The sequence below is a fragment of the Lacinutrix sp. MedPE-SW genome (genome assembly GCF_001874145.1).
Taxonomy (GTDB): Bacteria; Bacteroidota; Bacteroidia; order Flavobacteriales; family Flavobacteriaceae; genus Lacinutrix.
Genome location: NZ_MPCX01000001.1, coordinates 141323 through 156162, shown reverse-complemented (window position 1 = coordinate 156162; position 14840 = coordinate 141323). Strand labels below are relative to the sequence as shown.

15 protein-coding genes are annotated in these 14840 nt (G+C 30.8%); 10 read left to right on the top strand and 5 right to left on the bottom strand.

Annotation, left to right across the window (positions count from 1 at the left end; genetic code table 11):
* Window positions 1-98: 98 nt before the first annotated feature.
* The 8 genes from BM549_RS00690 (at window position 99) to BM549_RS00655 (ending at window position 7250) form a co-directional block, all read left to right on the top strand.
* Window positions 99-1061 (top strand): 2OG-Fe(II) oxygenase, encoded by a 963-nt coding sequence (locus BM549_RS00690; protein ID WP_290468491.1) that lies wholly within the window; start codon window positions 99-101, stop codon window positions 1059-1061.
* A 134-nt stretch (window positions 1062-1195) separates the two neighbouring features.
* The gene (locus tag BM549_RS00685; protein WP_290468490.1) at window positions 1196-1987 is read left to right on the top strand and encodes an SDR family NAD(P)-dependent oxidoreductase; all 792 of its coding nucleotides are present in this window, start codon (window positions 1196-1198) and stop codon (window positions 1985-1987) included.
* Between the two features lie 86 nt (window positions 1988-2073).
* Window positions 2074-2694, top strand: coding sequence for a MarC family protein (locus BM549_RS00680; RefSeq protein WP_290468489.1), 621 nt, complete (start codon window positions 2074-2076; stop codon window positions 2692-2694).
* Between the two features lie 21 nt (window positions 2695-2715).
* Window positions 2716-3312: an NAD(P)H-dependent oxidoreductase gene (locus BM549_RS00675; protein WP_290468488.1), complete on the top strand. Its 597-nt coding sequence runs from the start codon at window positions 2716-2718 to the stop codon at window positions 3310-3312.
* Window positions 3313-3316: 4 nt separating this feature from the next.
* Window positions 3317-5209 carry a monovalent cation:proton antiporter-2 (CPA2) family protein gene (locus tag BM549_RS00670; protein ID WP_290468487.1) on the top strand — a complete coding sequence of 631 codons (1893 nt, stop codon included), beginning with the start codon at window positions 3317-3319 and terminating at the stop codon, window positions 5207-5209.
* Window positions 5209-6090, top strand: coding sequence for an AraC family transcriptional regulator (locus BM549_RS00665; protein WP_290468486.1), 882 nt, complete (start codon window positions 5209-5211; stop codon window positions 6088-6090). Before BM549_RS00670 ends, BM549_RS00665 begins: the two co-directional genes overlap by 1 nt.
* 88 nt (window positions 6091-6178) lie before the next feature.
* On the top strand, window positions 6179-6385 hold the full coding sequence (locus BM549_RS00660; RefSeq protein WP_290468485.1) for a hypothetical protein: 207 nt from the start codon (window positions 6179-6181) through the stop codon (window positions 6383-6385).
* A gap of 13 nt (window positions 6386-6398) precedes the next feature.
* On the top strand, window positions 6399-7250 hold the full coding sequence (locus tag BM549_RS00655; RefSeq protein WP_290468484.1) for an NAD(P)H-binding protein: 852 nt from the start codon (window positions 6399-6401) through the stop codon (window positions 7248-7250).
* A 39-nt stretch (window positions 7251-7289) separates the two neighbouring features.
* Here BM549_RS00655 and BM549_RS00650 read toward each other — a convergent pair whose 3' ends face one another.
* The gene (locus tag BM549_RS00650; RefSeq protein WP_290468483.1) at window positions 7290-8195 is read right to left on the bottom strand and encodes a DMT family transporter; all 906 of its coding nucleotides are present in this window, start codon (window positions 8193-8195) and stop codon (window positions 7290-7292) included.
* A gap of 218 nt (window positions 8196-8413) precedes the next feature.
* Here BM549_RS00650 and BM549_RS00645 point away from each other — a divergent pair, with 218 nt between their 5' ends.
* Window positions 8414-10555 (top strand): catalase, encoded by a 2142-nt coding sequence (locus BM549_RS00645; RefSeq protein ID WP_290468482.1) that lies wholly within the window; start codon window positions 8414-8416, stop codon window positions 10553-10555.
* 68 nt (window positions 10556-10623) lie between these two features.
* Here BM549_RS00645 and BM549_RS00640 read toward each other — a convergent pair whose 3' ends face one another.
* The gene (locus BM549_RS00640; protein WP_290468481.1) at window positions 10624-11007 is read right to left on the bottom strand and encodes a DUF983 domain-containing protein; all 384 of its coding nucleotides are present in this window, start codon (window positions 11005-11007) and stop codon (window positions 10624-10626) included.
* A 127-nt stretch (window positions 11008-11134) separates the two neighbouring features.
* Here BM549_RS00640 and BM549_RS00635 point away from each other — a divergent pair, with 127 nt between their 5' ends.
* A complete protein-coding gene (locus tag BM549_RS00635; protein ID WP_290468480.1) occupies window positions 11135-12013 on the top strand; it encodes an AraC family transcriptional regulator in 879 nt (292 codons plus the stop codon).
* Here BM549_RS00635 and BM549_RS00630 read toward each other — a convergent pair.
* The 3 genes from BM549_RS00630 to BM549_RS00620 all read right to left on the bottom strand — a co-directional run bounded on the left by BM549_RS00630 (window position 12010) and on the right by BM549_RS00620 (window position 14837).
* A complete protein-coding gene (locus BM549_RS00630; RefSeq protein WP_290468479.1) occupies window positions 12010-12642 on the bottom strand; it encodes a hypothetical protein in 633 nt (210 codons plus the stop codon). The two genes, BM549_RS00635 and BM549_RS00630, sit on opposite strands and share 4 nt — an antisense overlap.
* Before the next feature lie 211 nt (window positions 12643-12853).
* Window positions 12854-13660, bottom strand: a complete 807-nt coding sequence (locus tag BM549_RS00625; protein ID WP_290468478.1) for a type 1 glutamine amidotransferase domain-containing protein — start codon at window positions 13658-13660, stop codon at window positions 12854-12856.
* Between the two features lie 16 nt (window positions 13661-13676).
* Window positions 13677-14837, bottom strand: a complete 1161-nt coding sequence (locus BM549_RS00620; RefSeq protein ID WP_290468477.1) for an iron-containing alcohol dehydrogenase — start codon at window positions 14835-14837, stop codon at window positions 13677-13679.
* Between the last annotated feature and the right edge of the window lie 3 nt (window positions 14838-14840).

Sequence of the window (14840 nt, the reverse complement as noted above, 5' to 3'; positions counted from 1 at the left end):
TGTGTGGCTTTTTCAATTCATAATATAATTTGATTATCAAAGCTAAATGCAGAAACTAGTAGTTATCGATATTCAAAAAAGAATCTAAAAAATTAGATATGAAAACAATAACAAATACAAATGCACTAGAACAAGCACGTGCACTTACACAACCAGCTCGCGAAGCTTCATTAAAACGTGAACCTTCTGTATCTCATTTTTGGAATAGCAACAGAAAATTACTAGAAGAAGCATGGGTAATATGGGAAATGGAAAACAAAGACAATTTACTAATTCCTGATGAATCGCTGCTTGATCCAAAATTGCGAAAAGTAATAAATGACGCTTGGGAAAACCCAGAAAAAGAAAATGCTGTTGCCGATTTATGGGAAGAAATTATTCCAGGTGTTTATGTAGCACAGTTTTTTGATGTAGAACGTTTAGCAGAATTCCGTAAGTATTTAGAAGCTGTCGTTAATTCTGAAATTCCTAAGCGTGCACCTTATGGCATACAATTAAATCGTTATGGAATGATGTTAGATGAGCGTTCTGAAGGTCATTTAGCTGCACCAAATTTCCAAGCCTTTTATAACGACATGATGGATCGTTTTATGCGTCCAATTGCACGTTTATTGCTTGGTACTTATGGTTACGATAACCAAACGTTTGGTTTTTCAATTCAATATAATCCAGATAAGGATAAAGATTTACATGCACACACAGATGCTTCAGCAGCGACTTTAAATATTAATATTAACTTACCCGATGAAGTATTTACAGGATCTGAAGTTGATTTCTATGATAAAGCTTCAGGAAAAACAGTGCAAGCCATTTTTGAACCAGGAAAAGCAATCCTTCACAGAGGTAATGTGCCACATGCTACACATCTAATTACTAGCGGACAACGTAGTAACTTGGTTGTTTGGTTATACGGAGATCAAATGCAAATTCCTCGTGGTAGCACTAGTAGCTACGGAAATATCAACAGTAACACAACCAAAGATGTTGCATTAGAAAACGTTACAGCGCGCCAACGTTGGAGCTTACCAGATGCACCAAAAGATACAGCTGCACCGTTTTAAAAAGAATAAAAAATAGAATACATCGCAATAAAAGCAGAATGTCAGTTCGAGTGATTTTTCTTCAGAAGAATTTCTGAAGAAAAATAGTATCGAAAACTTCTCTCTAATAGACATTTCAATAAAACACAACAAAAATGAAAACCATATTAATCACAGGAAGTACAGACGGTATAGGAAAACTTACTGCTCTCAAACTAGCCATAGAAGGCCATAAAGTATATATTCATGGTAGAAGCAAAGCTAAAGTAGACAGCGTTATTACCGAAATAAAAAATGCTTCAAATAACGAAAATATCAAAGGATTTATTGCCGATTTTTCAGATTTAAATGCTGTAAAACAAATGGCAGCACGAATTAAAAATGAAGTATCAAGTTTAGATATTTTAATAAACAATGCCGGAATTTTTAAAACATCTTCGGAAAAAACAAAGGACGGATTAGATATTAGAATGGCTGTTAACTATTTAGCGCCTTATATTTTAACGGAGTCTATTTTGCCTGTTTTAGAAAAAGGTACAAATACAAGAATTGTTAATTTAAGTTCTGCAGCACAATCTACCGTTAAAAAAGGTATTCTTACTGGAGTTGTAACTATTAACGCAAGTGATGCTTATGCACAAAGTAAATTGGCATTAACCATGTGGAGTTTTTATTTTGCAAAACAACACCCTAATATCACTACAATTGCTGTTAATCCTGGTTCTTTATTAAATACCAAAATGGCTAAAGAAGCTTACGGACAACATTGGTCTCCAGCAGAAAAAGGTGTAGATATTCTTTATGATTTAGCCATGTCTGAGGCAAATAAAAACGAGTCAGGCAAGTATTTTGATAATGATAAAGGTAGCTTTAGTAATGCACATCCTGATGCTTATGATGAGGCTAAAATTAAAACATTATTAGAGGTCACAAGTACTTTAGTTTAGAAGTTAAATTTAATTGTTAAATTATAGAAAATTAATTTTTTAGTTAAAAGATATTCAAGTTCTTGCTAAATTAAATTTTCAAATTAATGGATAACCTAATAACTTTCTCAATAGCAGTTTTTACTGCTTTTTTTGCCATAACAAACCCGATTTCTAATATGACGGTTTTTTTATCTTTAACGCAAGGTGCAGACAAAAAAACAAAGCATGACATTAACAGGCGATCAAATATTATAGCATTTGCTATTGTTGCAGTTTTTGTGTTATTAGGAAAATATATTTTTGAGTTATTTAATATTAGTATTCCTGCATTTAAAATTACAGGCGGAATATTAATATTTTTTATTGGCTTTGATATGTTACAATCAAAACGTTCTAACGTAAAAAGCCTTAAACATGTTCATGTAGATGAAGATATTGCAGTTTCACCTTTAGCAATTCCTATTTTGGCTGGTCCAGGAACTATTGTTACTGCAATGAATTTTGTTGCCAATGTAGAAACTGTGCATATAATAATTGTAATTCTTATTTTTGGTTTAATGAGTTTACTAACGTATTTCACTTTTAGATTAAGTGATTTAATTGTTAGAATTGTAGGGAAAAATGTGATTTCTGTAATAGGAAAGATTATGGGTTTAATTATTGCTATTATTGGTACAGGAATGATTATAAACGGAATAAAACTTTCTTTTGATTTTATAACATAAATCTAATTTACTACTGTTATTATGAAAAAAATTCTAATTCTCTTTGCGCATCCAAAGCTTGAAAAATCAAGAGTTAATTTAGCTTTAATAAATCATATTAAAGATAAAGAAAATGTGACAATTCATGATTTGTATGAAGAGTATCCAGATTTTCATATAGACGTTCCTAGAGAGCAAAAATTATTAGAATCGCACGATATAATTATATGGCACCATCCTTTTTACTGGTATAGTTGTCCGCCATTAATGAAACAATGGATTGATATGGTTTTAGAGTTTAATTGGGCTTATGGTCCAGAAGGTAAAGCGCTACACAATAAAACATGTTTAAATGCTATAACAACTGGAGGTTCTAAAGAAGTGTATTGTTCAGCCGGATATAATAGTTTTACTGTTGAACAATTTCTACGTCCTTTTGAGCAAACGGCTAATTTATGTGGTATGACTTATTATCCGCCATTTGCAGTTATGGGAACACATAATCTTTCTGATGAAAAATTAAACGATTACAAAATTAATTATGGAAAATTAATCGATTTACTTCAAAACAATTTAGCAATAAACGATTTTGAGAAAAAATCTTTTATTAACGATATACCACAACTAAAAATCTCTTAATTATATGACAGGAAGTTTACTTTTTGAAGCTATCATGTTTTTGCTTGGAGCCATTATTTGTGTCTCTATAGCAAAGCGATTAGGTTTAAGTTCGGTTATTGGTTACTTATTAGCAGGTGTATTAATTGGGCCTTATGTTTTAGGTTTTATTGGAGAAGAAGGCGAAGATATATTGCATTTTGCAGAATTTGGAGTCGTCATGATGCTGTTTCTTATTGGATTAGAAATTGAACCTAAAAATTTCTGGAACATGCGGAAAACCATACTTGGTATGGGAGGAATACAAGTAGGAGGTACCATGTTATTATCCTATTTGTTATTTACTTTTTTAGGATACGATTGGGAAGTCGCTTTAGTGATTTCTATGGCTGTAGCATTATCATCTACAGCAATTGCTATGCAAACCATAAAAGAAAAAGGTTTGATGGAAACTACTTTTGGAACTTCGGCATTTTCCATTTTATTGTTTCAGGATATTATAGTGATTTTCATGATTGGTATAATGCCATTATTATCTAATTCTAATACAGAAACAGAAACCAATGTACATACTGAGTCTGTTAGTCTAATTGAAAGTTTACCTTTAGGACTTCAAACAATAGCCATTATACTATCGGTTGTAGTAATTATTGCTTTAGGGCGTTATGTCATTGTACCAATGCTAAGAAAAGTTGCAAAAACAGATGTAAGAGAATTACTTATTGCTGCAGCGTTTTTAATTGTTTTTGGTATTTCATTTATTATGGAATTGGTAGGGATAAGTCCAGCTTTAGGTGCTTTTTTAGGTGGTGTAGTATTATCTAACAGTGAGTTTAAACACGAATTAGAAAGCACTCTAGAACCTTTTAAAAACTTACTTTTAGGTTTGTTTTTTATGGCAGTTGGCGCTTCAATAAACTTTATAGTTATTGCCAAAAGTCCGCTTACTATTGGTGGTGTTTTAATTGCTATAATTATATTAAAAGCGGTAGTTTTATTTGTTACCGGTCGTGTATTTAATTTAAAATTAGACCAAAAACTGCTATTAACTTTTAGCTTATCACAAGTTGGAGAATTTGCTTTTGTATTGTTGTCTTTTGCTTTCGGTTTACATATTTTAGAACAAGAGGAAATGGATATGCTGTTGGTAATTACAGCTTTAAGTATGGCTTTAACACCCATAATTAGTATTGTAAACGAGCGTTTTATTCTGCCTAAAGTTGGTACTAAAGAGTCTATTAAACGTCCAATGGATCATATTGCAAAATCACAAAAAATAATTTTAGTTGGTTTTGGTAATTTTGGAAGTACGGTAGGTCGTTTTTTAAGATCACATGGCGTAGAAGCTACTATTTTAGATCAAGATTCAAACCGAGTAGATTTTCTTCGGAAAATGGGATTCGAAGTGTATTATGGAGATGCTACACGTTTAGATTTATTAGAGTCTGCAGGTATTGCTGAAGCAAAAATAGTAATTATTGCTACTAATAGATTAAGTGTAACTAAGGCAATTACTAAAATTGTAAATGAAAAATATCCACACATCGAGCTCATGATTAGAACTAAAAATAGAGAAGATGCTTACGAGTTATTAAATCTTGGTCATGAAAATTTTTATCGTGAATCTTTGGATACTTCATTGGCATTAGCTAGTGATGTTTTACATAAATTAGGTTTTAGAAAATATACTTTAAAGCGACAAGTAAAAAACTTTATTAAGTATGACGAAACAAGTTTAAGGCGCTTAGCAAAAGCACCAAAACGTGATGAGGAATATATATTTAAAGCCAGAAAAGAACTTAAAGAACAAGAAGAATTATTAGATGCAGACTTTAAAAGAGGTATTGTAGACTTTGACAATCATTGGGATAGTGACCATATTAGAAAAGCTTTAGAAAAATCTAATACAAAAATGTAATGCAAAAAAAAGTACCGCAAATTGTTTTCGATTCTAAAAAACCAAAAAATAGTGGTATTGAAATTTTAACCATTGAAGGTCTTACCTCTCGTAAAACCGAAATTATAGACCATAATCCAGAAAAAGCACATCAATTAGCTTTTCACATGATTGTTTTTTACACGCAGGGAGAAAGCAAGCAATTGGTAGATTTTGTATGGCATCCTGTAAAGAAAAATACCATTATCCATCTATCTAAAGGGCAAATAAATGCCTTTCAATTTACTAAAAAATTAAAGGGTTATATTTTATTATTTACGGAAACTTATTTAAAAAATCAGATAAATAATTTACCAAAAAATGAATATTTAAGGTTGTTTAATACGCATTTATTTTCACCAAGTATTCAAGTGCCACAAGATTCTAATATTACACGTTATTTTGATTTGTTTTATGAGGAGTATAACAACCATACAGAAGATTTAAATCAGCAAAACACCTATAAATCATTATATTCTATCATTTTCTCCAAGTTAGAAGGCTTAAAGCAATTTCAGCCTTATCATTTAAAACAATCTAAGAAAGTTAATATCTTTTTAGATTTTAAAGCACTTCTAGAGCTTCATTTTAAAGCCAGTAGAAATGCAGATTTTTATGCTGAAAAACTTCATATTACTTACAAACATTTAAACACTATCTGTAAAGACATTCTTTCTATAACAGCAAAACAATATATAGATCGTTTTATAATACTTGAAGCCAAAAGATTGCTTATAAATTCAGATATTAAAAGTTCAGAACTTGCGTACGATTTAGGTTTTCAAGAACCCACAAACTTTGTAAAATACTTCAAAAAACATACAGGTTTTACGCCAAACAACTTTAAAAAGAACTATTTGTAAGTTCAGGTTCTATATTTACCATTTTTGCACTCATATTTATCTTTAGCATATTACATGTTTATAAGATATTTGTTTGAAAACCAAATAAATGTCAGACGTTAGATCATGCCCAAAGTGTGGCGCTAAAGCAAAATACAAATTAAAAGGAAATATTGAATCTTTTGAAGCATTGCAAGATGACGAGCTTTTAAAAAAAGTTGTTCAGCTAAAAAAAGCAATGCAAAAATTTAAAGAAAAAGCAGAAGTTTTAGAAAAGGAGTTAGTTATATTAAAACAAAAACAATCGAATACCTAATATCACAGACACAATGAAAATAGCAATAACATCAGTAAACGGACAATTAGGATCTGCAATAGCTATGCAACTTATTTCTAAAATAGGAAAAGAAAATGTTATTGGTATTGCTAGAACTCCAAAAAAAGCCGAGCATTTAGGAATAGAAATTAGAAAAGGCGATTATAATAGTTTACAGCAATTTAACGAAGCTTTAAAAGGTGTTGATGCGGTTTTATTAATATCTGGAATGGATGCTCCTGAAAAAAGAATTCAACAACATAGAAACGTTATTGAAGCAGCAAAAAACAACAGTGTAAAAAAAATAGTGTACACAAGCATAGTAGGAGCAGAGGAGAATAATGCTTTTAGTCCAGTTGTGCAAAGTAATAGACAAACCGAAAAAGATATTCAAAACTCAGGTTTAGATTGGGTTATTGGAAGAAACGGAATTTATATTGAGCCAGATTTAGAATATATTGAAACCTATGCAAAAGAAGGTGAAATAAGAAATTGTGCAGGTGATGGAAAATGCACTTACACAAGTAGAACAGAGTTAGGCTTTGCTTATACAAATATGCTAACCGAAGCTAAACATAGCCAGAAAATCTATAATTTAGTTGGAGAGGCAATTACCCAAACACAATTAGCTAATTATATAAATGAAGTTTACAATACCAATTTGGTTTATAAACCGGTTTCAATTGATGCTTATAAAACGGAAAGAATAGCAGAGTTAGGTGACTTTATGGGTACAATAATAGCAGGTATTTACCAAGGGATCAGAAGTGGAGCAAACCATGTAACTTCAGATTTTGAAACAGCTTCAAGTAGAGCACACAAATCTGCCTTACAAATTATAAAAGACTTTAAAATTGCGAATTAAATAAATAAAATATGTTCATTTATTGCGTTTAAAAAAATCTTATTCAGAAGCATATAAAATCAAGCAAACGCCAATCATAATCCCTAATAATGGAACCATTTTTTTGCGTTTGTTTTTCTCTTTAAAAACCAATCCGCCAATTACAACAGCAATTATAATTTGACTACGTTTTATGGCAGAAAGTAGCATAATTAATGCATCAGGATCTTGTAGCGCTTTAAAGTAAAAATAATCTGCAGATTGTAATAAAATACCAACAGCTATAATAGACCATCTAAAGGTAAATGCTTTACGTTTTTCGGCATAAGGAAACCACGTTATGGTTAAGATTACCAATAAAATTATAATGGTGTATAAGCAAAACCAAAACTGTAAAGTTTGTGGATTTAAACTTAAATTCTGAATTAAAAATTTATCATATAATCCACTAGAAGCACCTAAAAAAGTAGCTCCAATAATGGCAAAAACCCATTTGTTGCGTTTAAAATTTATGCCTTCTTTTTTACCAATTCTAGAATATAATATCACAGAGAAAATAATAAGAAAAAATCCAATCCATTGGTAAGCATTTGGACTTTCTTTATAAATTAATATAGCACCAATAAACGTAAAAAATGGTCCCGCAGATCGTATAGGAGTAACAATTGTTATGGGTAAATGTTTTAAAGCCTGATAAGCTAACACCCAAGAACTAGCCATTATCATAGATTTTATAAAAATAAAACCATGTGTTGTTGTTGTAATATTTTGAAAGTTGTAACCTCGTTCTAGAGCATATTCTGGATTAAATTTTGAAAACAAATAAAAACCAGCTATAAATAAAAATCCGCTAGAAACAGTTCCTAAAAGTACCGGAAACACTTCATTTCCTTGTACAGCATGTTTTTTACACAAGTTGTGTAATCCTAAAAAAAGTGCTGCTAATAAGCCTAAATACATCCACATGGCGCGAATATACTTTATTGTAGTGTTTTGTTTATAAATCTATTTTCAAAATTTCAAAAAAACTAAAATCAAAACACTAACAAAATGTTAAAAAGAAACTATAATTAACAGATATAAAAATAATATTAACTCATATACTATTTCAAGTATTTGCTATCAAATAATATAATTAAATTAGGGATATACACACATATTTCACCAATAATTAATTATATATCATGGCAAAAAAATCAACAGGAAAACACTCCGAAACACAAAAGATAAAAGATCTTGAGGCAAATCGTGTAGATTATGATAATAGCGCGATGACAACCAACCAAGGTTTAAAAGTTAATGATACTAATAATTCATTAAAATCTGGCGAGCGTGGCTCAACATTACTCGAAGATTTTTTATTAAGAGAAAAAATTACACATTTCGACCACGAACGTATCCCAGAACGAATAGTTCATGCTAGAGGTAGTGGTGCTCATGGTTATTTTGAGCTTACAAAAAGCATAAAACAATATAGTAAAGCAGGAATATTTAATGATACAGAACGTAAAACACCAGTATTTGTTCGTTTTTCTACTGTAGCAGGTTCTAAAGGTTCTCCAGATTTAGCTAGAGATGTTAGAGGTTTTGCTGTTAAGTTTTATACAGAAGAAGGAACTTGGGATTTAGTTGGTAATAACATGCCAATTTTCTTTATTCAAGACGCTATGAAATTTCCAGATTTAATTCACTCTGTAAAACCAGAACCAAATAATGAAATTCCTCAGGCAGCTTCTGCACACGATACATTTTACGATTTTGTTTCGCATACAACCGAAACTTTACACAATCACATTTGGGCAATGAGTGATCGTGCCATTCCAAGAAGTTTAAGAATGATGGAAGGTTTTGGTATTCATACTTTTAGATTGATAAACGATAAAAACGAATCACATTTTGTAAAATTTCACTGGAAACCAAAATTAGGTACACATTCTGTTACTTGGGATGAAGCGGTTAAAATAAATGGAGCTGATGCCGATTTCCATAGGCGTGATTTATGGGAAGCCATTGACGCTGGTCATTTTCCAGAATGGGAATTAGGTATTCAAGTTGTACCAGAAGCAGATGAGCATAAATTCGATTTTGACTTGTTAGACCCAACAAAATTAATTCCAGAAGAATTAGTACCTGTTGAAATTATAGGAAAAATGGTTTTAAATAGAAATCCAGATAACTTTTTTGCAGAAACAGAACAAGTCGCATTTTTACCAGGACATATTGTTCCGGGAATCGATTTTACAAACGATCCATTATTACAAGGTAGATTGTTTTCTTATCGAGACACGCAGTTGTCAAGATTAGGAACACCAAATTTCCATCAAATACCAATAAATAAGCCTGTAACAAAAGTTCATAACAATGAGCGAGATGGGCATATGCAAATGGATATTCCTAAAGGTCAAGGCGCTTATTTCCCAAATACTTTAATGGGAGGTTGCCCACATCTTAATGCTATGGCAAATGGAGGTTTTACACATTATGAAGAGCGTATTGATGCTAAAAAAATAAGAGGTAGAAGCGAAAGTTTTAGCGATCATTTTTCTCAACCCGCTTTATTTTATAGAAGTTTATCAGATTGGGAAAAAGAACACGTTGCAGGTGCTTATTCTTTTGAGCTAGGAAAATGTACGCAAAAGTATATCAAAGAGCGTATGTTGTGGCTTATTAATAAAATTGATAATGATTTAGCTAAAACTGTAGCTGAGAATATAGGCTTAGAAGTACCAAAAAGTATTGAAGAGCCAATTAATCAAGCTATTGGTGCAGATGCAGATGTTGAAAAACATCAACCAGGCGATGCCAAAAATTATTTAGATAAAGATGAAGCATTAAGTCAAGCTAATACTAAATTTGATTCTATTGAAACAAGACAAATTGCAGTACTTGTTGCAAATGGTTTTGATATGAAAGCCTTTAAGAAAATGAAATCGCTTTTAGAAGATGAAGGTGCGATGCTTAAATTAATTGCTCCTCATGGCGGTACAGTAAAATGTAGCGAAGCTATGGATCATGATGTTGATGCAGCAATTTCTACAACCGAAAGTGTTCTGTTTGATGCTATTTATATACCAGGAGGAAAAGATGCAATTAAAAAACTTATAGATACACCAAAGTATACCAAATTTTTAAATGAAGCATTTAAGCACTGTAAAGCTATTGCTGCAGATGATGAAGCTGAAAATTTAATAGATAATACTTTTATTAAAGATTATAAAGATGATGGAGCAGTATTTATTAACGAAGAGCCTAAAGCATTTAGAGATGCTATTGCTAAACATAGGTATTGGGAAAGGCGTGATGTTGCAGCTAAAGTTCCTGCATAACAATGTAAATATAAATAAAAAAAAGGCTGCTTATTTAAGCGGCCTTTTTTATTTAAATAACTAAACAATTACTCTGCTTTGCTTTTGTCGTATTTCATAAAAATATTAATCCAAATATTTCTAGATAACCTTAAAATTATAGGTAAGCAAAGAAGCATAAACAATATTAAAATAATGTAAGAAGTTAATAAAGACAGTTCTAAAACTATATATGAAAGAAATAAAGAAAAACCACCAAAAATTAAACCAACAGGATAGCTAACATACATTGCTCCAAAAAAGAAAGAGGGTTCAATTTGGTATTTTGTGTTACAATGGCTGCATTGCTCTTCCATTGTTAAAGTACTAGTTACTTTGTATGGATTTTGTACAGAATACATACTTTCATTTTGACAAACAGGACAACTTCCTGTGAGAATACTGTTTATTTTTGTCCCTTTTAATAACTTCATAATCAATAATTTTAATTATAAAATACGTTTTAAGTAAATTTTACATGACAAAATTAATATTATTCACGCTTTATTCTATTGCTTAAACGATGCAGCTATTTGTATATTTGGGACATATTTAGTTTTTATGAAAAATTTACCTGTTTTAAGTATAAATCAATTTGAGCAGCAAGAAAGTCTTACTAACTTTTATAGCAATGATTTAAGTGCACATTTAAAGCAAAATGCTAAAATTGTACATAAACCACATAGTCATGATTTTTATCTATGTGTATGCTTTACTGCTGGAGAAGGCCTGCATGAAATAGATTTTAATAGCTATAATATAACAAGAGGTAGTGTGTTTTTTTTACGTCCAGGTCAAACACATCGGTGGCATTTTACAAGACCAGCAAAAGGATTTATTTTTTTTCATTCTGCTGCATTTTTTCATTTTCAGTTTACTAATATTAATTTAAATCAATTTCCATTTTATTTTTCATTAGAGAATCCGCCAATGCTTCAACTTAATGATTTTCAGTTAAATAGTATTGTATCTCATTTTAGTGATATTAATACTGAATATCAAGGGAAGCTAGCTTATAAAAAAGAAAAAATAGCGAGTTTAATAAACTTAGCATATATAGATTTATCAAGATATTACACAGCAAATGTTTCAAAAAAAGATGTAGTATCCTCTTCATATTTAAGTATTTTAAAGGCTTTAGAATTAGAAATTGAAATGCATTTTAAAACCGAAAAAACAGTTCAGTTTTATGCATATGCTTTAAATATTACGGCTAAACATTTAAACAGGGTAACAAGAGCGACAATTAATAAAACAGCTTCAGAGTTTATTTTGGATCGGGTAATTTTAGAAGCAAAACGATTAATAGTTCACTCTAATAACTCTTTGTCTTTAATAGCAGAATCATTAGGTTATTTTGATTATGCGCATTTTTCAAAATTATTTAAATCTAAAGTTGGTATTACAGCTATAGCATTTAAAAGAAAACACACAGATTAAAAGTAATTTGCGTCTATATCTTTTTTGTCTTCAGGATTTGTTTCTGAAATGAACTTCATAAAAAGATAAATAGATAAAAAATGGGAGGTAAGTATAAGTACCGTAAAAGTTCTATTATAAAAATAAAACTCATTAATAGGAGAAATTGCAATATTAAATATGGTTGCTATACAAGAAGCTAAAATAATAACGGTATTATTATAATTATTATTAAGGTAAATAGTTGCAGAAATAGCGGCATAAATAAATAAGCAAGCAGCACATAATAGTACATATAGTGTTGTGAATTCTGGAATATAGCTTAAAATTAAATCTATAACAGAATAAATAATGTATCCAACTAGTAGGCAACCTATAATAACAGATAGAGAAATTATTCTTTTCAAGTGAAACTTGTAGATGTATTTTTTAAGTATAACACTATATAACACTAAATACGCACATGTTATTAAGGTTATTATAGCAAAATATTTTTCAAAAGAATATATTGCAAGGTAATTTAAAACAATAAGCATTAATAGTACAATTATAAATAAAGGATTTGCATTTTTTTTTACTGTACTTATATATTTAATTAAAATTGTTACAACTACTATAGGTGAGATATATAAAAGTTTCTCTTTTTCCATTGTAATACTCATAACAATACATATTATGAGAGTTATAAAAAATATTACATCAAAAAAGTTAAACCTTTTATTAAGCATTAAAACAAGCTAATTCCATAATTACTATTCATTAAATTTAATAAAATTTATTATAAAATCACTTTATTTAAAAGAAATTAAAAAAAAAGGTTATCCTGTATGAATAACCTTTTTTAAATACAATGTTTAAAGTTTATTTTAAACTCTCTAGTAATTTTTCTGCCACTAACTCAGACGATGCTGGATTTTGACCAGTAATTAAATTACCATCTTGAATAGCGTAAGCTGCCCAATTTTCTTTTTTAGAATAAATTCCGCCATTTTCATTTAGCATGTCTTCTACTAAAAATGGTACAACGTCTGTTAAACCAACAGCATCTTCTTCAGAGTTTGTGAACCCTGTTACTTTTTTACCTTTTACTAATGGTTCTCCATCTGTTCCTTTTACACCTTTTAATGCAGCAGGAGCGTGGCATACAAATGCTACAGGTTTATCTTGAGCGTTGAATTTTTCGATTAAAGCAATTGACGTTTCATCGTTTGCTAAATCCCATAATGGTCCGTGACCACCTGGATAAAACACAGCATCGAAGTCGTCTGCATTTAAATCGGCTAGCTTATGTGTATTAGCAATTAAGGCTTTAGCTTCTTCATCTTTATTGTAACGCTCAGTATCTTCTGTTGCAGCATCTGGTGAGTCGCTACTTGGATCTATTGGTGCAGCACCACCATTTGGTGTTGCAATAGTAATTTTAGCGCCTTTGTCTAATAATGTGTAATATGGGTTTGCAAATTCTTCAACCCAAAATCCTGTTTTCTTTCCTGTGTCTCCTAATTTATCGTGAGATGTTAATACAAATAATACGTTCATATCTTTTTCTTTTTTGGTTTTTATTTTTTCTTCTGAAACGTTTTCAGAAGGTGTTTCTTTTGTTTGATCTTTACAACCTGAAGCTGTAATAATGGTTAGCGCTAAGGCTACCGTTTTTATTATTTTCATTTAAATAATTATAAAATTAGTAAGCCATTTTTACTATTTTCTCTACTTTATCTGGCGATAAACTTTGGTGTTCACCTAATCCTGTCCAACCACGATTTGTAAAACGTTCAGAGATTTTTTCTGCGGTTCCTTCGTAATCTTCTGTGTAGTCTGATAGTTTCGTGTCAATACCTAAGTCATGGAAAAAAGCAATTGTTTTTTCAATTGCAGCATAGGCTTTATCATCTGTGCTACCTTCAGTTATACTCCAAACACGTTCAGCATATTGTGCTAATTTTTCCTTTTTAGACTCAAAATTAAATTTGTAATGGCTTGGTGCAATTACTGCTAAAGTACGTGCGTGATCAATACCAAATAAAGCAGTTAACTCGTGACCAATAGCGTGTACAGCCCAATCGGTTGGTACGCCTTTTTGTATTAATCCATTTAAAGCCATAGTACAACTCCACATAAAGTTTGAAGCTGCTTTGTAATCTGTTGGGTCTTTTAAAACCGTTGGTGCTACTTCAATTAAGGTTTGTAAAATGCTTTCTGCAAAACGGTCTTGTAAAAGAGCTCCAATTGGATACGTCATGTATTGTTCTAAAACGTGTGTAAACGCATCGGTTAAACCATTTGCTAATTGACGTTCTGGAATAGACGTAATGACTTGCGGATCTAAAATAGAGAACTCAGGAAATAAACCAGGTCCACCCATTGCAAGTTTTTCTTTAGTTTCTTCGCGAGTGATTACTGCTCCAGAATTCATTTCAGATCCTGTTGCTGGTAAGGTTAATACAGTACCAAAAGGCATGCCTTTTTCAGTTCTAATATTTTTGGTTAAAATATCCCAAGGTGTATCGCCATCGTAAACTGCTGCTGCAGATAAAAATTTAGTTCCGTCAATTACAGATCCACCACCAACAGCTAGTAAATACGTAATGTTTTCATCTTTTATTACTTTTAAAGCTTCCATTAGTTTAGCGTATTCTGGATTTGCAGGAATACCTCCGAACTCAGTCACATCAACGTCTGCTAAAGCAGTTTTTACTTGGTCGTAAATTCCGTTTTTCTTAATACTTCCGCCTCCATAAAGTAATAATACTTTAGCATCTGCAGGAATTTCTTCTTTTACTTTTTCTATTGTGTCCTTTCCAAAAATAATTTTGGTTGGGTTTTTAAAATCAAAATTGTTCATTTT